This window comes from Paenibacillus massiliensis 2301065 = DSM 16942, assembly GCF_000377505.1.
Classification (GTDB): domain Bacteria; phylum Bacillota; class Bacilli; order Paenibacillales; family Paenibacillaceae; genus Paenibacillus; species Paenibacillus massiliensis.
Genome location: NZ_KB898187.1, coordinates 460,071 through 481,768 on the forward strand (window position 1 = coordinate 460,071; position 21,698 = coordinate 481,768).

Annotated in this window: 17 protein-coding genes and 1 other annotated feature; of the genes, 2 read left to right on the top strand and 15 right to left on the bottom strand. The window is 49.3% G+C overall.

Going from position 1 to position 21,698, the window contains the following annotated elements:
- Positions 1–48: 48 nt before the first annotated feature.
- The 5 genes from poxB to D328_RS0108595 form a co-directional block, all read right to left on the bottom strand.
- Positions 49–1,776 (bottom strand): ubiquinone-dependent pyruvate dehydrogenase, encoded by a 1,728-nt coding sequence (gene poxB / locus D328_RS0108575; RefSeq protein ID WP_018884578.1) that lies wholly within the window; start codon positions 1,774–1,776, stop codon positions 49–51.
- A 255-nt stretch (positions 1,777–2,031) separates the two neighbouring features.
- Entirely contained in the window at positions 2,032–2,874 is an 843-nt protein-coding gene (locus D328_RS0108580) for a carbohydrate ABC transporter permease (protein ID WP_226383710.1), read from the bottom strand.
- Between the two features lie 100 nt (positions 2,875–2,974).
- Positions 2,975–3,937, bottom strand: coding sequence for an ABC transporter permease (locus D328_RS0108585; protein ID WP_018884580.1), 963 nt, complete (start codon positions 3,935–3,937; stop codon positions 2,975–2,977).
- A 47-nt stretch (positions 3,938–3,984) separates the two neighbouring features.
- Positions 3,985–5,598, bottom strand: a complete 1,614-nt coding sequence (locus D328_RS0108590) for an extracellular solute-binding protein (RefSeq protein WP_018884581.1) — start codon at positions 5,596–5,598, stop codon at positions 3,985–3,987.
- A 122-nt stretch (positions 5,599–5,720) separates the two neighbouring features.
- Positions 5,721–8,336: a beta-L-arabinofuranosidase domain-containing protein gene (locus tag D328_RS0108595; protein WP_018884582.1), complete on the bottom strand. Its 2,616-nt coding sequence runs from the start codon at positions 8,334–8,336 to the stop codon at positions 5,721–5,723.
- A gap of 236 nt (positions 8,337–8,572) precedes the next feature.
- Here D328_RS0108595 and D328_RS0108600 point away from each other — a divergent pair, with 236 nt between their 5' ends.
- Positions 8,573–9,427, top strand: coding sequence for an AraC family transcriptional regulator (locus D328_RS0108600; protein WP_026281078.1), 855 nt, complete (start codon positions 8,573–8,575; stop codon positions 9,425–9,427).
- Between the two features lie 263 nt (positions 9,428–9,690).
- Here the strand turns inward: D328_RS0108600 and tyrS are convergent, their stop codons facing one another.
- The 6 genes from tyrS to D328_RS0108630 all read right to left on the bottom strand — a co-directional run bounded on the left by tyrS (position 9,691) and on the right by D328_RS0108630 (position 17,346).
- Positions 9,691–10,950, bottom strand: coding sequence for a tyrosine--tRNA ligase (tyrS, locus tag D328_RS0108605; protein WP_018884584.1), 1,260 nt, complete (start codon positions 10,948–10,950; stop codon positions 9,691–9,693).
- 159 nt (positions 10,951–11,109) lie between these two features.
- Positions 11,110–11,349 (bottom strand) — a binding site (T-box leader).
- A 75-nt stretch (positions 11,350–11,424) separates the two neighbouring features.
- Positions 11,425–13,497, bottom strand: a complete 2,073-nt coding sequence (locus tag D328_RS0108610; protein ID WP_018884585.1) for a serine hydrolase domain-containing protein — start codon at positions 13,495–13,497, stop codon at positions 11,425–11,427.
- A gap of 141 nt (positions 13,498–13,638) precedes the next feature.
- Positions 13,639–14,928: a sensor histidine kinase gene (locus tag D328_RS0108615; RefSeq protein ID WP_018884586.1), complete on the bottom strand. Its 1,290-nt coding sequence runs from the start codon at positions 14,926–14,928 to the stop codon at positions 13,639–13,641.
- Positions 14,925–15,668: a LytR/AlgR family response regulator transcription factor gene (locus D328_RS0108620; protein ID WP_026281079.1), complete on the bottom strand. Its 744-nt coding sequence runs from the start codon at positions 15,666–15,668 to the stop codon at positions 14,925–14,927. The genes D328_RS0108615 and D328_RS0108620 overlap by 4 nt, the downstream gene beginning before the upstream one ends.
- Before the next feature lie 195 nt (positions 15,669–15,863).
- On the bottom strand, positions 15,864–16,916 hold the full coding sequence (locus tag D328_RS0108625) for a threonine aldolase family protein (RefSeq protein WP_018884588.1): 1,053 nt from the start codon (positions 16,914–16,916) through the stop codon (positions 15,864–15,866).
- 7 nt (positions 16,917–16,923) lie between these two features.
- Entirely contained in the window at positions 16,924–17,346 is a 423-nt protein-coding gene (locus D328_RS0108630) for a MarR family winged helix-turn-helix transcriptional regulator (protein WP_018884589.1), read from the bottom strand.
- 346 nt (positions 17,347–17,692) lie between these two features.
- Between D328_RS0108630 and D328_RS0108635 the strand changes: the two genes are divergently transcribed.
- Positions 17,693–18,067, top strand: coding sequence for a VOC family protein (locus D328_RS0108635; RefSeq protein WP_018884590.1), 375 nt, complete (start codon positions 17,693–17,695; stop codon positions 18,065–18,067).
- 239 nt (positions 18,068–18,306) lie between these two features.
- On the opposite strand, the gene D328_RS0108640 is transcribed toward D328_RS0108635, so the two are convergent.
- The 4 genes from D328_RS0108640 to nikB are packed head-to-tail and all read right to left on the bottom strand — an operon-like array spanning position 18,307 to position 21,698.
- A complete protein-coding gene (locus D328_RS0108640; protein ID WP_018884591.1) occupies positions 18,307–19,074 on the bottom strand; it encodes an ATP-binding cassette domain-containing protein in 768 nt (255 codons plus the stop codon).
- The gene (locus D328_RS0108645) at positions 19,071–19,871 is read right to left on the bottom strand and encodes an ABC transporter ATP-binding protein (RefSeq protein ID WP_018884592.1); all 801 of its coding nucleotides are present in this window, start codon (positions 19,869–19,871) and stop codon (positions 19,071–19,073) included. Before D328_RS0108645 ends, D328_RS0108640 begins: the two co-directional genes overlap by 4 nt.
- 31 nt (positions 19,872–19,902) lie before the next feature.
- A complete protein-coding gene (gene nikC, locus D328_RS0108650) occupies positions 19,903–20,754 on the bottom strand; it encodes a nickel transporter permease (RefSeq protein ID WP_018884593.1) in 852 nt (283 codons plus the stop codon).
- On the bottom strand, positions 20,751–21,698 hold the full coding sequence (nikB, locus tag D328_RS0108655) for a nickel ABC transporter permease (protein ID WP_018884594.1): 948 nt from the start codon (positions 21,696–21,698) through the stop codon (positions 20,751–20,753). The genes nikC and nikB overlap by 4 nt, the downstream gene beginning before the upstream one ends.

The following is a 21,698-nucleotide window of genomic DNA, read 5'->3' on the forward strand; positions in this document are numbered from 1 at the left end:
AGGACTGCTTCTATGCGGTTGAAATACCCAACCATGGATAATTATAGACTAGCGTATCAGGTTTGTCTTGGCTAATTCAACCAGTTCGTCTCCTCTTCCGTTCAGCACAGCCTTCATCATCCATAGTGTAAATCCCTCTGCCTGCTTGAGGTTGATTTTGGGCGGGAGGGACAGCTCCTGTCGATTGACTACGACGTCGACCAGTGCAGGGCCATCGTGCAAGAGTGCTCGCTTCATAGCATCCTCAAGATCTGCTGGGTCTTCAACGCGGATACCCTCGATGCCCATGGCCTGCGCCACCATTGCAAAATTCGGATTAACCAGCGTCGTCCCTGACTCCAGAAGGCCAGCTGCCTTCATCTCCAGCTCGACAAAGCCGAGTGCCCCGTTGTTATACACGACGACCTTGACTGGCAGACGATGCTGGTGCAGTGTCAACAAATCGCCCATGAGCATGGTCAGGCCGCCATCACCGGACAGTGAGATCACCTGCCGATCTGGAGCTGCCTTCTGGGCACCAATTGCTTGGGGTAAGGCATTGGCCATGGTACCATGATTGAACGAACCCAGCAATCGCCGCTCTGGTCCCATCTCCAGATAACGAGCTGCCCATACGGTAGGTGTCCCTACATCACAGGTGAAGATGGCCCGATCATCGGCTGCCTCACTGACCACTTTGGTCAAGAATTGCGGGTGAATCGGCTGCTTGCCTGGCTTGCCAACTGCTAGATTATCCAGCTCTTGGCGCACCTTCGCGTATCGATCTACGCATTTAGCAAGATGCTTGCCGTTATGCTCCGCCCTAAGGTATGGCAGCAGCTCTGTAATTGTCGCCTTGATGTCTCCACATAATCCATAATCTAGCTTCGTGCGGCGTCCCAGATGAGCGGGCTCAATATCTACCTGCACAATCGTTGCATCCTCAGGATAGAACTGGCGGTAAGGAAAATCTGTCCCCAGCATGAGTAATACGTCACAGTCCATCATGGCATGATAACCAGACGAATAGCCGATGAGTCCCGTCAGACCTACGAGATAGGGATTATCGTATTCGAGATATTCCTTCCCACGTAAGGCAATAACCATCGGAGCCTGCAGTCGTCCACATAGCTCCATAAGCTCAGGACGTGCCTCTGCACAGCCCGCTCCGCATAATAATGTGATTCTCTTCCCGGCATTAAGATACTCTGCCAGCTTCAAGAGCTCTTCCCTCGCTGGATGGATGACTGGCTTCGTTACGTGGTATACATGCTCAGGTACAGGCTCTGCAGAAGCCTCAAGCCCGGCTACATCACCGGGCAAGACGATGACAGAGACTCCCGAACGAGCAATGGCAGTCTGAATCGCCATCGTGACCATGCGCGGCATCTGCCGTGGTGTCGTGATCACCTCGCAGAAGTGGCTACACTCCTGAAAGATTTGCTCGGGATGAGTCGCCTGGAAGTATTCACTTCCGAGCTCATCGCTTGGAATATGAGCGGCAATCGCCAGCACCGGGACACCGCTGCGATGGCAGTCATACAAGCCGTTGATAAGGTGCATATTTCCTGGGCCACTGCTGCCCGCGCATACTGCAATGCTTCCACTGACCTGTGCGTCGGCCACTGCTGCAAAAGCCGCTACCTCTTCATGACGGACGTGAATCCATTCAATCTGATCTGAGCGGCGGATGGAGTCGAGTATGGCATTCAATGAATCACCGACGATTCCATAGATTCGCTTAATGCCCGCATTCAGAAGTGCTTCAAGTACCTGATCTGCTATGGATTTCTTCATGTGTGAAGCCTCCTTCGTACGATAGTCTTCCTTCTAGCGGTAGCTTATCCATGTCACAATATACCTATTCTCTTACCCCACGCTTGCCAGGGTTGAATCCCTGTATGCGTTGTTCCCAAGATAGCGGAAGACATAACTATAGACACAAATAACCGAGCAACCATAGTGGCTACTCGGTAACGAGCTAATGAGCTACTCCGTATTTAAATTTTGGATGCTTAAGCTAGACGTGCTATGCGGTCTTAATCCACGTCCTCAACCTTTGACGGAACCAATCATAACCCCCTTCTCAAAGTACTTCTGAATGAATGGATAGACAATAAGTATTGGCAAAGTAGAAACAATAATAACAGCATATTTCACCTGATCCGCATATTGCTGGGCATATCCCCCCGCTGAACCGCCAGCTCCTGCACCAGAGGCAAAAACCTGATTGGATAGCAGGATATCCCGCAATACAATCTGAAGCGGCTGCAAATGATTGCTCTGGATATAAATGAGCCCGGTAAAGAAATCATTCCAATGGGCTACCAGGTAAAAAAGGGCTACTACCGAGACCACCGCCTTGGAGAGCGGAAGTGCAATCTGCGCGAAGAATTTGAAATGACTACAGCCATCCATCTGCGCTGCCTCGAACAGCTCTTTCGGTAATGAATGCTCGAAGAAGGAACGTGTGATGATCAGATTGTAGACGTTCACTGAGAACGGGACAATGAACACCCACATCGTATTGGTCAGATGAAGCTCCTTCATCAACAGGTACGTGGGAATCAGGCCACCGTTGAAGAACATCGTAATTACAAAAGCAAACATGATCCATCTTCTGGCCCGGAATTCCGGTCTAGAGAGCACATAAGCCGCAGGGAGCGTGAACAACAGATTGACAAAGGTACCGAGCGTTGTATAGATAATCGTGTTCTTGTACCCCGTCCAGATGCGTGTATCCTGGAAAATCTCCTGATAGCCGAAAAAGCTGATATTGCGTGGCAGCCAGGTCACCTGTCCAGTCGATACAAGAGTAGAATCACTAATCGACGCGATGATTACAAAATAGATGGGATAAGCCACGATCAGAAATACCAACAGAGACAATATCACAACAGCCGCATCAAATGCATAATCCGAAAGCGGTCGTTCTCTTAGCCGAATCTGGTTCAAGATGTTCTCCTCCCTTTGCCCAAGTGATGCCGCTTATCATTTACCATAGACTGATATTGGAGAATTTCTTGGCGATGAGATTCATGGCATACAGGAAGAAAAAGTTGATCAGCGTATTGAAGAGCCCGATGGCCGCAGAATAGCTAAATTGGTTGCTGACAATCCCGATCTTGTATACATAAGTTGCTATGACCTCAGAGACAGGGAGATTCAGCGGATTCTGCATCAGAAACACCTTCTCGAAGCCAGTACCAAGCACATTGCCCATGCTGAGAATGAACAAAATAATAATTGTCGGCACCAGTGCGGGAAGCTCTACATAACGGATCAAGTGCCAGCGACTAGCACCGTCGATCTTGGCCGCATCGTATAGCTGCGGATCAATCGTGGACAAGGCTGCAAAGTATATAATGCTGTTCCAGCCGGCATGCTGCCAGATGTCCGACATGACATAGATCGAGACGAATGCCTCCGTCGAGCCGAGCAGGTTCGTACCTCCCAGACCGATTGCACTGAGTACATGGCCGATGACCCCTGAATTCGGCGACAGCAGGACGTTCAGCAAGCCCACCATAACTACTATTGAAATAAAATGTGGAAGGTACACCGTCGTCTGCAGCGTCTTCTTGGCACGTTTCCAGCGAATTTGATGAACAAGCAGTGCCAGAATAATCGGCGCCGGGAAGCTGAAGATAATGGTAGCCAGACTGATGACGATCGTATTTTTCATCAAATCCATGAACATATAGTTGTTGAAGAACTGCTCGAAGTAATAAAAGCCCCGCCACTCACCGCCAGTAAGCCCTTGTGTGAAGTTATAATCCCGAAAAGCTAGCTGGATGCCGTACATGGGAATGTAATTGAATACGAAGATGACGATAATCGCAGGCAACACCATGATCCACAGCTGATAGTCTCTTGTAACCGTATTCAGTAACGTGCGCTTGGGTACCTCTGCTACACGGGAGAGCTTCTTATCCGATTTGGATGCCTGACTAATCATAAGATACCTCCATTCAGCACGAATTGTAGGCGGGAACGATCCTCAGGTTATTGCTTACTCTTATACTCATCGTAGTATCGCTGCATGATCTCCAGATTGGCCACCAGCCCGGTCCGCTGAGCATCTGCCACATAGGCATCCCATTGCTCCTCAACGCCGCCCTTCGTAATCCACTCCGACCATTTGGCAATAGCCATACTAATGAATGACGTATTATTAAGTGCCATCATGCTATTATCCTGAGGTGCGTACTTCAGAAATACGCCAGGCATCACATCATTGTCCAGATCAATTGCATCAAGGGCCGGCTTGAGCGGCTCGGTCTGCTTGCCTACCGATTGCATATCTGTGCCGAGCGTCAACTTCAGATCGTCCGCAATATACATAGGGCCATTGTCTGCCCAGGTCGAGGTCCATTTCCAGGTACCCGGGTCCATGGCGCTGTCCTCTGGCGGGAGTATAGTGTAAGACCCATCGCCATTGTCCTTAATGTTCGTGCCTAGAGAGCCGAACAGCACCTGCATGCTTACCTTGGGATCATACAGCTCATTAATGAAGCGCATGGCAGCCTCTTTACTAGGTGAAGTAGCTGACAACTGAACCGTGTTCACTCCGTAGTTCAGAGAATTGTAATCATAGCTCCACGACATCGGAGTCGTCGAATCGGCCGACACCTTGAGTGGCGCCAGAGAAGTATATTGCGGGCTGACCGCGTTGCCGAATCGGTCCGATACCTCCCACCCGAAGGTATATCCTACTTTGGCGGTATCTCCCGAGCCACGGGCCACAGATTGATACTTGGTATAATCCTGCGTGAACACCTCGGGGTTAATCAAGCCTTCGCTGTACAGCTTATGAAGGAACTGCACCAGTTCCTTGTATCGTTCGTCGATGAAGAAATTTTTGACTTGGCCATCCTCCATGAAGTACCCCATGCCCCCGTTGTCGGTCAGGGTGATTCCCTGACTTCCAAGTAATACGATCGGCATGAACGCTCCGAAGCCAGTTTTTCCAGTCGGTGCAAAGTCCATCGGGATCTCATCATTCGGGTCGCCGTTCCCATTGGCATCCTGTTCCTTAAAAGCCTTCAACACGGTATGCAGCTCATCCCATGTGGTCGGTGTCTCCAGTCCCAGACGATCTAGCCACTCCTGATTGATGAACTGTCGGGTTGTTGTCTCAGGCCAGAAGCGTTGATACTTGGGCAGTCCGTAGATTTTGCCATCTACCTGTGTAGCAAGCGCCCTTGTCTCGGGCTTGGCCTCGAACATAGCTTGGACATTCGGGGCATGAGTCTCAATCAGACCAGTCAGATCCTCGAAGAGACCTTGGAATTGGGCAAAGTCGGCATCTGTAATGGAGTTCACACCAACGATCAGATCGGGAATATCGCCACTGGCGAGCAGCGCCCCCTTCTTCTGATCCCAATCTGCTGATATCTCCTGCCATTCAATTTCTACGCCAGCCCGTGCCTCCGCCTCCTTCAGCCATTCCATCTTATCGAGCTGCTGCGTGAGCGGGTGCTTAATCATAATTGCCTTCAGCTTCACCTTCCCATCCGGCGTGAGCTGTGGCTCAGCCGACTCCTGGCCCCCACCGCATGCAGATAGTAACAAGCTGGTCATACATACTACTAGCAAGACGATGAACATTTTTCGCATAAGCTGCTCCTCCATTGCTGTAAAATGTACACAGTAAAGATTGAACTGAAGATGCTGAGAGTTCGAGTGCTTGCAACTGCGGTGAACATTTGGAGCTCCGGCCCTTCCTCAATAATACAGGTTCAATTTATATACTGTTCTCTCTCAATGGTTATCAGGTAGCTTCTCTCGGAAGTAAAATCCTCTGCTACAACTCTGACGACCAGCTCTTGACGTTCACCAGATAGCTTCACAGTACGCATTACCGATTCATCAATCAGAGTGCCATCGACATAGATTAGTGCATGATCATTCTGTGGTACAAAGCTTGCTTGCAAAGCCTTAACATTAGCTCCAATGGTCAAAGTATAGTTATTAAGCTCAGGTGCGAAGGCTGGAGACAGTGTTCCTTCATTAAATAGTAGCTGCTGCAGAGCAGCCTCAGCGTCAAAGGCTCTCATCGTTCGTAAAATATGATAAATGCTGATCTCTGTGTCAGAAGCTGCGAAGGTAACTTTCACATGCTGCGACGCTAATCCTTGCTGTTCCAGTCCATCCTTCGTCATACTGAGATGATCTGGCAGGAGATACCTCTTCTCCGTCAAAGTGCGAGTGTTGGTTCGCGGAATGTGCTCCCGCAGCCAGAAGTGATCATTCAACCGGATCTCCAGCTCTTGAGCTGTATGGGCAGTATAATACAATACCGTTAAATAATTAGGCTGCTGCGGCTCTACTCGCATCATGTAGCTGAACCAGCCACCTGGATCAGCTTTGCGCAAGCTGTAGCCATCCCAGGTACCTGCTGAGGTACGATCCCCCTGCACCTGATGCTCAAGCTCATGCTGATCATTTCCCACGGGGAGGCTATCAACGGTCGCCTTCACCATTCGTCGCTCAGCCTTACTACGCTTGATATGCTGCTGCAATTCCGTTGAATCCGGCTGCACCAGATGCCAATAAATGCCGTATCGCTCCCGATGCTGCAGATAGTGCGGGGTAAATACGAGACGGTCATCGTCATCGGTATGACGCAATCTGAAGGACAACGCCTCCTTCTCCTGCACCAAGTGCTCCGGTAAGCGTGCAAGCCACTCGTCAGGCGTCATGCCAGCTTCCAAAGTGATGAAATCCTTCATTGGCATATGCCGGGTCGGAACGCTCACCATGACTCCAGTCGCGGAGGTGATCAGATCCTCTTGTCCCAGCGCAGCGCTGAGCACTACCGGACCATAGCGAAAACCAACCGCATGCTGAGCATCAGGCAACGCTTCATAAGTAATGCTCATCGGAAGCCTGATACGCACCTTGTCACCATCGGTCCAGTTCCGCTTCAGTGTCAGCCAGCCCTCACGAGGTGTTAACATCACGTTCTCTCCGTTTACCTCCAGCTCCACAGGTGCAGTACTCCAGTACGGTACCCGCACATGAATGGAGCATTCGGCCTGATGCCCTTCCTGGGCCTGAATCTGCAACGTGATCTGATCCGAGGTCGGTACCTGTGCATCTACATGCACCTCCAGGCCTTCCGTCTCCCAATCCACTGTCGAGCTCATGAACTGTGAAATGTATAACGCATGCTCGCCTTCATAATACAGACTGTCATTCAGCTTCGTGAAGCTCTCCATTCCCGTCCCTGTACAGCACCAGAAATGCTCAAATTCAGAGCTGTATACCTTGAAATATCCTGTGGCCATTGGCTGAAAATACATCGTCATGCCCGTCTCAGGATGCTGAGAGGATAGAATAGCATTACGGAACGTATTCTCGTAAAAATCAGCATACTTCATATCGCCCGTCAGCTTGAACAGCTCCCGGCTCAGCTTAAGCATGTTGTAGCTATTGCAGGTCTCACAGGTGAAAGGCGAACGCTTCCCATCCAGTTGATCCGGTTCACCGAAATGCTCCCACTCACTATTGCCACCAGTCATATAGCTATGATGCTCCACGACCATATCCCAGAAGCGTACGCTAGCCTCCAGATAGAAGCTCTCTCCTGTAAGCTGGTAGCGATGCAATGCACCGAGGAACTTGGGTATCGTCGTATTGGCATGCTTCCCCTGCAGAATATCCCGTCCCTGCTGTACTGGGTGGAATAAAGTCAGTTCATCAAAACGGTGAGCTGCTTCCATATGGGACGTCTTGGCGGTGATGCGGTACAGGTGGTACAGTGCATCATTCATCCCTCCGTATTCTACAGCCAGCACTCTATTATGAACCTCTTCTGTCCAACCTAATGCCCGATCAGCAACCCAGTCACCGAGCCGATCGGCCAAGCGGTATGCGACCATATTCTGGGTGGCGTGATAAACTGACACAATTCCTGCTATAATCTTATGCATAGTGTACCAAGGTACCCATGCAGGCTTTCCATTCTCTACGTGATCGAATAACAATTCGGGAAATGCAGAAATGTATCCGTTTTCAAATTGACATAACTCTAACTCATCCACTATATACACGAGCCGCTCATGCAGGTCATTATCTTGAGTCGTGGAATAGGCTTGTGCTACTGCCGTTAAATAGTGGCCTAGCGTATGGCCGCGAATCTCTGTACTTTCCCAGCCAGGATAAGGCTCAGCCTTGGGTGAAAGCCCCCTGTTCGTTCGAAATGAGGACAACAAGCGATCTGGCTGATAGCGGCGTAAGTAAGCCAGCTCTTTATCAAAAGCGTTGATACAATATTCATCCTGCAGCCGGACCTGAGCGAGCCGAAGGTCCTTGAGCGGGACGTCTAACAGCGTCTGCTGGACGTTTGCCATAAGCGCTCCACACTCCTGTCATCTTTCTCATGCGTCTTACAGATCTCCCCGTCGGGTGACGTAAGGTTCATTCGATAGTACAGCATAGTCATTTGCCATGGCTTCTCGTCTGACCAGACTCATGCTTACGATATTGTGTTCAGCCGGCTTAGATCTAGATTAGCGTGATTTGCAGCCTGAATAAATAGGGCAACGTTCGAATTAGTGGCAAAAGGTTAGAAAGGATGGTGAAGCAGATGTACAGCTACGAGGTCAATATACAATCTCCGGTGCACATGACGATGACGGGGAAATTCTCTGCTCCCACCGCAGCTTGGCAGCATATGGAGCGTGATCTCACCGATTATGAACTGATTATCATGACTCAGGGCTGTCTGTATCTGGAGCTCAATGAGGAGCGGTTCGCTGTCGAACGTGGGGAGTATTTGTTCATGCCACCGTATATGCGCCAGCGAGGCTTCAAGCCTTCGGATTGCAGCTTTTACTGGCTTCACTTCTCACCGAATCATGGCATGATCCGAACAGATCAGCCCTTGCATTCCCTTTCCTCCAAAAAAGAGGCTACCATTACGCTTCCTCAGCATGGCACACTTAGAGACCCTGAGAGACTCATCGTCATGATGAAGCAACTCCAGGATTCCGTAAGAAGCTACAATGAGCAGACCCTAAGCAATTATATGTCTACGGTGATTCTTTGTTCCCTTTACAATCAACTGCTGCAGCAGGCCCCTGTGGCAGACGGGTCCAAGCAGACACAGCTGTACAATGATATTCTCGACTACATCAAGTGGAATTGGCACGAAAATATGAAGGTGTCGCAGATCGCTCAGCATTTCGGCTATAACGAGAAATACCTGTCACATCTGTTCACCACCATGGGAGGAGTCTCACTTAAGCAGTACATTTTGCAGCAGAAGATGGAGGCTGCCAAGTTCCTGCTTACGGATACGAACAATAATATCGGTGAAATAGCAGCTCAACTGGGGTATAAAGATGCACATCACTTCATGAAGTATTTCAAGAAGATCGTCGGCCTGACACCTACCGACTTCCGCAATGCCTATGCCAAGCGATTACTCTATTATGAGTGATGATAGAACATAGATATGCTAGTGATTCATGGCTAACAGGAAAGACGTTATGGGCATCCCGTGACAAAGAGACCAATAAGCAAAAAGGACTGAAAGTCAGATCACTGCTCTCAGTCCTTCTACTATTCAATTCTGGAATGCATTTTATATGATCTTACTTCACACGTACTCGGCTTCTCGATCTTTTTCAGCTTTCGAACTTTCACAACTTCTGAATTCTCAAGCTCTTCAAAGTTTCATTGATTAGCCTAGCTTCACCAGAATTAGCCCAGCTTTACCAAGCTGTAGCTCTTCTTGCCTTTACGCACGATAATGAAGCGGCCACCGATCGCTTGCTCGGCTGTAATCTCCACGGTAATATCATTTACCCGTTCGCCATTAATGGAGATCGCTCCCTTGGTAATGTCCTCACGTGCCTGGCGTTTGGAAGGCTCGATGCCAAGGTCCACCAGCCAGTCAACGATATTCTTAGCGTCTTTGGACGCCTCGTAGGTAGGCATTTCCTTGAAGCCCTGTTCAATTTCATCGGCTGTCAGGGACCGGATATCACCACTGAACAATGCAGCCGTAATTCGCTTGGCTTGCTCTAGCATCTCTTCTCCGTGCACGAAGCGAGTCATTTCCTCAGCCAGCATCTTCTGCGCCTCGCGCTTATGTGGCTCAGTCTCGACCTTCTGCGCCAGCTCATCAATCTGCTCCTTCTCCAGGAAGGTGAAGTACTTCAGGTATTTGACGACATCCCGATCATCTGAGTTCGCCCAGAATTGGTAGAATTCATATGGTGTCGTCTTCTTCGGATCAAGCCATACTGCTCCACCAGCTGTTTTGCCGAACTTCGTACCATCTGCCTTCAGCATCAGCGGGATCGTCAGGCCGAATGCCTTGGCTTCTGCTCCTTCTTTCTTACGGATGAAATCCAGACCACTCGTAATATTTCCCCACTGGTCCGATCCACCAATCTGCAGCTGTACATCCTCATTTCTGAACAGATGCAGGTAGTCCAGCGATTGCAGAATCTGGTACGAGAATTCCGTGAAGGAAATACCGCTATCCAGTCGGCTGGACACGACATCCTTGGCCAGCATCGTGTTGATGCTGAAATTCTTCCCGTAGTCCCGCAGGAACTCGATAACATTGATCTTGTGCGTCCAATCGTAATTGTTCACCAGACGAATCTGGTTGTTGCCATCCGTCACGAACAGCTTCTTCATCTGTGCCGTGAGAGCATCGACGTTAGCCTGAACCTGCTCCAAGGTCTGCAGAGAGCGCTCTGTCTGACGACCACTCGGGTCCCCGATTGTACCTGTCGCGCCGCCGATCAGAATAACAGGACGATGGCCTGCAAGCTGGAAGCGCTTGAGTACCATGAACGGAATCAAGTGACCAATATGCATACTGTCGCCAGTCGGGTCTATTCCACAATATACGGAGACGGCTTTCTCATTCGCCAAGGCTCTTAGCCCTTCTGCATCCGTCTGCTGGTTGATGGCATCGCGCCATTCAAGTTCATCAATAATATTCATGACCTCATCCACTCCTTCAAATTGTCACGTTCACTTATAACGAGTCCCCTCGCTGGTGTAAGGCATATTGTCCTAACAGCCCGAGAGAGTTGCTGCTGATGTACACAGCTTGCAGCATTTGTTGAAAGACAAAAAAATCGTCCCTACGTCTATTACAGACATAGGGACGATTATATAACCGTGTTACCACCCTGATTGCATCCAGCACATGACGGAGGTCTAGCTTACCGCATGGTCAGGATACCACTCTTCTGCGAGTTAACGTTCGCAGCGTCCGCCCAGGGTTAACCGGGATACTCCAGAGTGTAATTCGCGTGCTTCATGTGTACCGGGTCTCATCTACCCCCGGCTTTCTGGAACAGGGATCAAGCAGCTACTGGGCTCTTTCAACGCATATCGTGTATAAGATTACAGACAGTATAAGTGAAACGGCGAACCAATGTCAACCAATGAGCATGTATGAGAATTGCGTACTCATTTGTCTTTCAGCTCAATCTCAAATGTGCTATCTGGATTCCCGCCAAACACAATCATTCCTTTGGCAGGAAGCTGAACTGTAGGATTGTCACTGATGACGGAGGAATGAAGCATAAGTCCCTGCTCATCATAGACAACAAAGTCTCCGCCTTGCGCTGCATTAACGGTCAGGACGCGACCTGCTGTTGCATCGCCCAGCTTGAACCACTGTGCATATCCAGAAGCCGGAATCGTCACTGTTGACACACCATCAGATTTCAATGTATCTATGGCATCTTCACGGATGTAACGGTAGCCTCTCATGTCCATATATTCCGTCTGGCCCTGCTGTGTGAAGCGAAGATGATACGTATCTCTGCCCATCATGACAGGAATCTCCAAGACATTCAGTGCCTGATTCGCATCCACAATCTTGTTGCCATTGGCATAACCGTCAGCGACAACAAGCTTCTGAGTGGTAACTTCAGGGCTCAGGAAAAATACGGAGTTGATCTTCTCGTCCAGCACATAATAGGTCTTGCCGTTGCGCTCTTTCCATATGCTCTGGTCCGCAGCATCCACAGGATTGGCTGACAGCTTCTGTGCCTCAAAATAGGACATGACCGTCTGTCCAATAGCACCAAAATCCAGCGTAGCGTTCACTTGCAAATACTCGTTGCCATTGCTGGCGCGCTCGAAGCTGATACTGACTTTGCCATCAGGGCTCGTGAATTGCTTCTCTCCTGTATAGACATAGGTCGCTGCAGGGATTAATCCGTCCATCAAGGCTGGCAGCGTAACCTCCCCATCCTTTACGAGAATTTCCAGCGTCGTTCCCATTGTTCCGTACAACCCGGAGTGTGAAGACATTTCAGCAGGCATGGCTTCTTTCACAGGCGCTGCGAGATTCGCGTTATCAGCACTAGTGATTTGAGCCTCTTTCTCGACCTTGATCTTTCCTTTCTCCTTCAGCACCTCCATCAAGACACTGGAAGCGAATATATTGTTATAAAAAGATGATCCTCCTGAGGTAACAACAGCCATCGACAGCTGCTCCTCAGGCAATGTAATCAATACGGAATGGTACAGAACGGTATCTCCACCCTTGGATAGCGCCGTAATACCGTAATCACTGAATGGCGCAAGCCGCACAGCATCCCAGCCAAGACCATAGTTAAAAGTGTTACGTTCCTCGCTTACCCATGCTCCTCTGCGATACTCTGGATATTGCATCGCAGCTGCCGCCTGCTTGGATAGTATATCGGGTCTATTTCCGGTCAGCACTTCAGCGAATTTCGTTAGCTCCTCGGCCGTAGAGTATAGGCCACCGGTACCGAGTACATTCGTGCTCTCAATGGGAAGTTCTTCATCCAAACCGGGGAGAGCTGTGCTCGCCAGTCGTTCCCGATCGAAAGCATTCAGCGGTGTTTTGGTAGCACTAAGATTAAGCGGCTTACTAATGTGGGTATCCAGGAATTGTGTATAGCTCATATCACTTACCCGCTCCACCATAATTTCCAGCAGCTGAAATGAATCATTGCTGTAGACCGAGAATTCACCAGGATCGGATTTTAGATCTTCTGTTTTCAGTTGTGTCAGTAGCTTGTCATGTGCATACGTATCCGTATCATCGAACAATATTGAATTTTTGTAATGCATGCCATGCAGACCGGATGAATGATTAAGCAGCATTCGTGGAGTGATGCGCTTGTAGCGTTCATCTGCCATACTGAACTCTGGAATGTAGGTGGTTAGCGGTTCATCCAATTGGATCTGACCCGAATCCACGAGCATCATGGTTGCAGCAGAGACGTACATTTTGCTGACAGAGCCGATGCCAAACATCGTGTCCGGTTCAATCTTCACCAGTTCACCCTCTGCCCCTTTACCGAACCCTTCTGATAGTGTATTCGAGCCATGATCCATAATGGCATACTGTACACCTTGCACACCATAGTTCGCAATGAGCTCCTCTGCCAGGTCGCGAGCCACCTTTTGTATGCGATCATTGCTCTCCTGAGCGGTAATTACAGGGCCTACAGGCATGGTGAATAACAGGATTGCCATCAGTGCCAAACCGAATTTCTTCATCCTTACTCCTCCTTTTCTGAACTATGCTTTTTACATGCATCCATCATATGTCAGAGTACTATGCCTGGAACAAATTTAACCTTGAAATGACGTAAAGAATCCCTGAACAGCATCCTGTCCAGGGATTTTTTTGTATTACAACTATGGAAATGGAATAAAAACCATATTATTAAAGGTTCTCTGTTCACTCTCGATTGTCATATTCCCACCGTAATGCTCACAAATACGCGCGATGTTCGTCAGGCCAATTCCATGGAATTCTGCATCAGGCTTTTGACTAATCAGGTCAGGCGCTGGTTGCTCCATTTGATTGCGGATGTGGATCATCAGGGCCGACGTAGTCGAATGAATTTTGATCACCATGTGGCGATCCTCTGCTAATCTGATACGTTTGGATGCCTCAATGGCATTATCCAGCATATTACCGAGCACGACACACAGATCATAACGTTCAATGGGCAGTTCATGCTCATGAAGATGAAGCCTGGCATCGATCCGAATCCCGTTCGCTTGCCCAATCTGGAGGGTATTCGTGACTAATGCATCAATAACGAGATTGCCAGTGTTCACACGCTGATAGGCATCCTCAATTTTATGTAAAGTAGTACGAATATGCGCCTGAGCCTCCGCTGGCTGATTGCGTTTCAGACATTCCTCTATATACAAAAACTGTTGATTCGTATCATGGATAATTCGCTTGATATTCTTGAAACTATGAACGGTCTTCTCGTAGTTCGCATCCTGATAATCCATCTGCTGTTGTAGCTGGTCGTTCTCATGGAGCAACTGGAACTTCTCGATAATATTATCGAACAAGTACACAATCATGACGTTCAGGAACAAGAGCCCACACACGGAGATCAGATAATATACATTTTTCTCGCTGTTGGAGGATAGGACATTAACCTGAAAGATGCTGATTAACGGCACGCTCAAAAATAACAAATAGTAACGATTGTGTAGCGGCAGGCTCCGGCGCCTCGCCATCCAGCGTATTACCCCAATGACTGCAAACATGATAATGCAGCTCAGCAACAACGTAATTCCACTCGCTAACAGTACATATTGCCCCTGAAAATCAGGATTGCTGGAGGCCTTCATATCCATCGCTGGATAGAGAACATAAAGTGTACCCATATGCACAAGCGTGATAAGGACACTGTACAGGATGGAGAACAGAACTTTTAGCTTCAGCTCGACACGATATGCCCCGGACATACTAAATATAACAATTAAAGCCATCAGAGATGCGACAATAGACGGCAGATCAATTTGCAGATACAGCATGTCGAGCAGCACAAATATAGCACAATAGATGAATCTGGTCGGCTTACGCGCAGCTTTTCCGAATACCGAGTCATAATACAGATTTAGCTGAAAACACATGACAAGCGCAACACACAGATGAAGCAGCAGGTAGTATCCGTTCATACATCCATACTCATAACCATGAATTTGGTGTAGGCATCCTTGACTTCCTTGAGCTTGGATCTGCCGATCGGAAGTTCTGCTCCATTAGACATCAGCACTCTTCCGCTCGTGAATTTCCTGACATGGGACAGATTAATGATAATGGACCGATGGATCTGCAGAAAATGGTGCTCTTTTAGAGCAGCTGCATAATTGGATATCAACCCTCTGCTCTCATGGCTATCTTCCGTGGTGACAAATTGCAGCTGTCCTTTGATCGTCAGGCTCGCCACGGCTTCAATGGAGATGATGTCGTCATGCTTCAGCACCAGCTCCTCGGATGCGGACTTGATGACCAGGAGCCGATTATCCATTCTCTGAAGATAGTGGCACAGCTTAAGCATTTTCTCTTCAAAGACCTCTGTCTCGACTGGCTTGAGGATATATTGAAAGGTCACAACGTCGAAGCTCTCCAGCATATATTCAGCATAGCTCGTCAGAAATACGATCTGCTCATCGCGTCTCCCGAGCTCCCGAATGGCCCGTGCTGTATCAATCCCACTCAGACCTGTCATTTCAATATCCAGAATGAGAATATGAAATGAGGCATCTCGCTGCTGATAGCGCTCCAGGAGCTGCTCTCCCGAGCTAAACTCCTCAATTGCGAACTCTATGCCCGACTTGACAGACAGACCCACTAGCATGGTCTTGACCCGCTCCCTTTGTCTTTCTTCATCATCACAGATGGCTATATTATACATGAATGTCTTCCTCACTTCCTGAAGCTGTCTATCTCCAACAGTATACAATGAATGGGCTGTATCATCCTCCATAAAATTCCTTCACACACTCTCTCCAATGGTGGAAATTGAATGCCAACAGCCGAAAAGTTAACGGTAGATGTTGACCGTTAACTTTTCGGCTGCAAGGTCCATTTAAACACTATTTATGTCCATTTAGCCTGCGAGACTCTGTGAATACTGCCGGATATCCCGGATCAGTTGCTCAACATGCTCTTGTCTCGTTGCCCAGCTCGTACAGAAGCGCACGGCACTATGCGTCTCATCGACCTTCTCCCAGAATGAGAAGCTGTATCGATCCCGCAAGGAGTCCAGCAGATGGTTAGGCAGAATCGGGAATTGCTGATTCGTTGGCGAAGCATAACGGAAGGCGATGCCCTCCGCCTTGAGCGCATCCTGGATCATCATGGCCATCTCCACAGCGTGTCTGGAAATATCCAGGTACAATCCGTCCTCGAACAGCGTCTCGAACTGGATGCCGAGTAGCCTTCCCTTGGCAAGTAGTCCGCCTTTTTGCTTGATGAGGTACCGGAAATCGCGCTTCAATTCTTCTTTCAGGATGACGACAGCTTCGCCCAACAGCGCGCCTATCTTGGTGCCACCAATGTAGAAGACATCACAAAGACGAGCCAGATCGGCAAGCGTCATATCGCAATCACGGGCAGCCAGCGCATAACCGAGACGTGCACCATCAATAAATAGCGGAAGCGCATGCTCACGGCACACTTGATACAGAGCCTCCAGCTCAGCCTTGCTGTAGACGGTCCCATTCTCGGATGGCTGTGAGATGTAGACCATTCCTGGTTGTACGCAATGCTCAGCAGTCGCATCATTAGCATGTGCCTCATACAGCTCCCGCACCTGCTCTGCCGTTATCTTTCCATCATCGCTTGGCAACGTAAGCACCTTGTGCCCAGTCGCTTCAATGGCACCTGTCTCGTGAACCGCGATGTGGCCCGAAGCGGCAGCAATGACTCCCTGATGAGGGCGCAGAATGGAGGAAATGACCGTCAAATTCGTCTGTGTTCCCCCCACCAGGAAATGAACTTCTGCATCCTCACGCTCACAGGCCTGACGTATGTAGCTCCTTGCCAATGCACAGTGCTCATCTGTCCCGTAGCCACTCGTCTGCTCCCCGTTGGTCTCTACAAGACGTGTCATAATACGCTCATGTGCTCCCTCTGTATAGTCACACTCAAATCTAATCATCGTATGCTCACTTCTCCCTCTTATCCAGCTTCTCCTGTATTTTCATTATGGAGGCATGTATCTCTCTGATATCTTCCTCACTTAATCCGCGCATCAGGAGCAGGATCTGTTCGTCGGATCGCTCGTTCAGTTCGTGATAGAGATCTAATCCCTTCGGTGACAATCTCAACAGACTCACGCGACTATCAGCATCAGAATTTTGCTTGATGAGATATCCAAGCTTGCATAGCTTGGTGACGATCCGGCTCATATAGCTTCGATCAATCGTGAGCGCATCGACAAGGCTGTTCGCAATACACTCACCTTGAATGCCAATCTCAATAATGACCCGTGCCTCTGCCCAGGAATGTCCTGTGCCCAGAATGTGTCTGTCCATGACTCCAAGCGTATTGGTGTAATAGCGGTTAAAGCGTCTGATGTCTGCGATCATGTCCCTGCTGATCTGACCAGCGTCGATGATGATCCCCTCCGTTCTTTTTGTGGACTTAGTCAACTAATAGTTTAGATAGATAATGTGGACGTTGTCAACAATAATTCATCTGAAAATATATCTAGTACCTTCCGCCATCAGGACTGCTCTGCGATATCAGGCTATGAAATGCTATTAGTGAAGATTACATGATATAATCACGAGGAGGACAAGCTAAATGAAGACGTCTGATGCTTGACTGGCATGTTCCTTGCAACTTGTTATACTTATACTAGAACAAGCTTGCAGAAGCTATTGTTAGCACAGACCAGAGCTGCAGATCATTTTAACGGGAGTGATGGAATCCATGATTCACAAGCTAGGTCAAATTATGTTGTATGTGAATAATCAGGATCAAGCCGTACAATTCTGGACAACCAAGCTGGGTTTCAATGTAGTATCAGAGGAACAAATGGGTGAGATGAGATGGATCGAGGTTGCTCCGTCAGACTCAGGCACCAGCATTGTGCTTCATAACAAAGAGCTTGTAGCCAAGATGTCCCCAGAATTGCATTTGGGCACTCCTTCCCTCATGTTCTATTCCGACAATCTGGAGGAGCTCTACAGTAGCCTGTCCACTCAGGGAGTCACCGTTGGAGAAATGGTCGAAATGCCCACTGGCAAAGTTTTTAACTTTGCAGATGACGAGGGCAATTATTTTGCAGTCATGGAGAAACAATAGCTTGAGGCACATTCAGACTTGAACTAAGGCTAAGGCTGATGCGCTAACAAGCTTCGCTCTGCGGCTCTGCCGCTCTATGCTTTAATAACAAGTACTCCTGGCGACGTGAACCAGAGGAGTACACGTCAACGTAAGAGCAGCAATATCCTAACTACGCAAATATATAAAAAAGACTCCGGCCCATGAAAATGGATTCGGAGTTCTTCTACTTTGGTATTTATATCGTGAATAGGCCGTACTTAATAGATAGAAATCAATGATTTGGTATACTCGTGTCTTCCCTCGTAAAACAACTGCTCCCGCTCGAATTGATCCACCAGCTGTCCTTCATGCATAACCATAATGCGATGGCTCAGCTGGTGAACGGCTGCAAGATCATGCGAAATGAACAAATACGCTAAGCCTAATGCTTCCTGTAGCTCCTGCAATAACTTGAGCACAGCTCCCTGCGAGAGTACGTCCAGACTGGCTGTTGGCTCGTCCAGCACGATCAGGTCAGGCTCAATACTGATTGCTCTTGCGATCGTCACCCGTTGACGCTGACCACCGCTCAGCTCATGCGGATAACGATCAGCCAATGAGGCAGGCAGCTCTACTGCTTCCATCAGCTCATGAATGAAAGCCTTACGAGAGGTGCATGCAAAATGAGACAGCTCCAGCTCATGCTGGTATTGCTCATAGGGATCAAGCAGAGACTCTCGGATTCGCAGCCTCGGATTCAACGCTGCGCTTGGGTTCTGCAGCACCATTTGCATATTTTTGCGATAAGGACGCAGCTCTCGTTCAGATAAGCGCTCAATCGCTTTTCCATGAAAGCGGATTGTTCCTTCCGTAATAGGCTCAATTCGCATCAGGCAACGGGCAAGTGTACTCTTGCCACAGCCACTTTCCCCGACCAGTCCGAGACATTCCCCCCGGCTCAATCCGAAAGATACAGCGTCGATTGCGAGCTTGCCACTGGCATACCTTTTGCTTAATTCTTCTACAGACAGCAAGATGTCTGTCATCGTGCCACCTCCTGTGCTTCTGGAACAGGGACCACAGGCGCTCCCAACATGGGGGCAGCAGCGATAAGCTGCTTCGTATATTCATGACGTGGATGGCTCAGCATCTGCTCTCTCCGCCCGGATTCTACGATTGTGCCATCCAGCATCACCGCAATCCGGTCGGCATAACGTCTGACAAGCCGCCAATCATGAGTGATGAACAGAATGGCACAGCCTGTCACCTGCTGCCGCTGCCGCAACAGCTCAAGAATGCGATGACCTGTCATGCTATCCAGCGCCGTCGTCACCTCGTCCGCAATCAGCACATCTGGGGAAAACAATAAGGCCAGCGCAATCGAGATACGCTGCAATTGTCCACCACTTAATTGAAATGGATACCGCTGCGCCATGTCAGCCTCCAGCCCAACCGAGGCTAGCGCTTCTTCAGTCCGCCTGCGGCATTCCGTTATTGTCACCTTGTCATGAGTTCGTATGTACTCCATAAAGTGCTGCCCAATGGTGCGAAATGGTGTGAAGGAGCCTTGATAATCCTGGAAAATATAAGCTAATCTGCGGCCTCGGATGTGCTGCAGGCTTTTCAGCGACATAGACAGTAGTTCCTGATCATCCAGTAGAATCTTTCCTTCTGCATGCAGTGTGGGAGGCAGCAGTTGACCAGCGGCTTGGGACAGCAGGCTTTTCCCGCTACCACTCTGACCGACCAGTGCATACCACTCCCCTGGACGAATCGTCAGTGACACCTTATGCAGCAGCATTCGCGAGCTACTCTGTACGGTGACCTCTTGGAATGATAGCAATTGAAATGCCTCCTTTGGCTTGGAATGTATGTTACTCCTGTTCTGCAGTTTTTCTAACGTCATAGCGGTCTCGAAGCCAGTCGCCGAGCCAATTCGTGCACAGCACTACAATTACAATAGCCAGCCCTGGATACAGCATCAGCCCAGGCATTGATTGGAAATAAGGCCTGGAGTCGTTAAGCATACCTCCCCACTCTGGTATAGGCGGCTGCACGCCAAGGCCTATATAGGAGAAAGCTGAGATCAGCAGGATGACCTTGCCCAGATCGAGACTGGCCAGTACGAGTACCTGTCCAATGATATGCGGCAGCAAATGCTTGCGTATGATGGCATGTGGTGGCAATCCATTCGTGCGGGCAATGAGGATATAATCCTTGCGCGATTCGGCCATGACGATGCTGCGGACCACTCGGGCATAGCTGACCCATTTCACCATCACAATAGCGAGGATCAGGCTCTCCATCCCAGGACCTAACAGACCAGCCAGAATGATAGCCACAATCATATCCGGAAATGCCAGAAAGCCGTCTGCCAATCGCATGAATATACGGTCGATCCATCCGCCAAAATAGCCGGATAACAGGCCTACTGGAATCCCGACAACAAGGGCAGCAAACAGCGCCAAAAAGCTGTAGCCCAGCGTCTGTTGTCCGCCGAGCAACAGTCTTGTGAACACATCTCTACCCAGATGATCCGTTCCCAGCGGATGCTGCAGGCTCATGCCTTGCAGCCGATTGCCAAGATCCGTAAGCGTCGGGTCATGGCGAAGAAAGAATAATGCATGAATAATGGACATGAGCACGACAACTGTAAAGAGAGAGAGAAGAAGAAGCGGCCACTTTCTGCGGAAGCTTCGCCCTGAATTGTTGCTTAAGACCTTCATCCGTTCTGTTCCCTCTCCTTCCATCTTATCTCCGGATTCAGGTATCTGTAGGAGATATCCACTGCCGTATTTACCAAGAAGACGATTATCGCCATTACGAGAATGTAGCCCTGTATCATCGGATAGTCCCGTTGTCGGATGGAATCCACGACAAGCTTGCCGATCCCTGGATAGGCAAACAGTACCTCCACAACGACAATCCCGCCAATCAGGCTCCCGAGACTTATACCGAACACTGTTATGACTGGTGGCAAAGAGTGTCTAAAGGCATGTGCCCAGAATATCCTCCACTCGGATAATCCCCTTGAACGGGCAGCACGAATGAATTCCTGACCCAGCGCATCCAGCAGGCTGGACCGAAGTAGCCTCACATATACACCAGAGATCGCAAGTCCGAGTGTCAGAGAAGGCAGTACCAGTGATTCAAGGCCGTTCCTGCCCATCGTGGGAAGCCAGCTTAGACGGACTCCGAAGAGATCAATCAAGATGAGACCCAGCCAGAAACTCGGCACCGCTGCACCTACAATAGATAGCAGACGACTGAGCTGGTCAATCCAGCGATCGCGGTACAACGCAGACAACGACCCGAGCGGCAAAGAAATAATTAGCATCACCAGAAGAGATCCGATCGCCAGCTCCATGGTAGCAGGAAGCGAGCTGAGGATCATCTCCATGACCGGCTGCCCTGTCGCATAGGACGGTCCGAAGTCCAGACGAAGCATTCGTGAGAGCCAATCCCCATACTGCAGCAACAGCGGATCATTGAAGCCAAGCTCTTCCCTCACTTGTTCAATTTGCTCTTGGCTTACCGACAACTCGTCTACGTTGAGAATGGTAAGCACCGGATCGCCTGGAGCCAGACGTAGGAAAAGGAAGCCGATGAATGTAATCAAGAGTAAAAACAAGGCTACCTCCAGCAGCTTGCGGGCGATAATTTGTAGCAT

Coding starts and splice junctions, on each gene's coding strand:
- D328_RS0108585 (WP_018884580.1), bottom strand. CDS start 3,937: ATGATTAGTCAGGCATCCAAATCGGATAAGAAGCTCTCCCGTGTAGCA.
- nikC (WP_018884593.1), bottom strand. CDS start 20,754: ATGAAGGTCTTAAGCAACAATTCAGGGCGAAGCTTCCGCAGAAAGTGG.
- D328_RS0108615 (WP_018884586.1), bottom strand. CDS start 14,928: ATGAACGGATACTACCTGCTGCTTCATCTGTGTGTTGCGCTTGTCATG.
- D328_RS0108625 (WP_018884588.1), bottom strand. CDS start 16,916: ATGATTAGATTTGAGTGTGACTATACAGAGGGAGCACATGAGCGTATT.
- poxB (WP_018884578.1), bottom strand. CDS start 1,776: ATGAAGAAATCCATAGCAGATCAGGTACTTGAAGCACTTCTGAATGCG.
- D328_RS0108590 (WP_018884581.1), bottom strand. CDS start 5,598: ATGCGAAAAATGTTCATCGTCTTGCTAGTAGTATGTATGACCAGCTTG.
- D328_RS0108620 (WP_026281079.1), bottom strand. CDS start 15,668: ATGTATAATATAGCCATCTGTGATGATGAAGAAAGACAAAGGGAGCGG.
- D328_RS0108630 (WP_018884589.1), bottom strand. CDS start 17,346: ATGATCGCAGACATCAGACGCTTTAACCGCTATTACACCAATACGCTT.
- D328_RS0108635 (WP_018884590.1), top strand. CDS start 17,693: ATGATTCACAAGCTAGGTCAAATTATGTTGTATGTGAATAATCAGGAT.
- tyrS (WP_018884584.1), bottom strand. CDS start 10,950: ATGAATATTATTGATGAACTTGAATGGCGCGATGCCATCAACCAGCAG.
- D328_RS0108600 (WP_026281078.1), top strand. CDS start 8,573: ATGTACAGCTACGAGGTCAATATACAATCTCCGGTGCACATGACGATG.
- nikB (WP_018884594.1), bottom strand. CDS start 21,698: ATGCTACAAATTATCGCCCGCAAGCTGCTGGAGGTAGCCTTGTTTTTA.
- D328_RS0108610 (WP_018884585.1), bottom strand. CDS start 13,497: ATGAAGAAATTCGGTTTGGCACTGATGGCAATCCTGTTATTCACCATG.
- D328_RS0108595 (WP_018884582.1), bottom strand. CDS start 8,336: ATGGCAAACGTCCAGCAGACGCTGTTAGACGTCCCGCTCAAGGACCTT.
- D328_RS0108640 (WP_018884591.1), bottom strand. CDS start 19,074: ATGACAGACATCTTGCTGTCTGTAGAAGAATTAAGCAAAAGGTATGCC.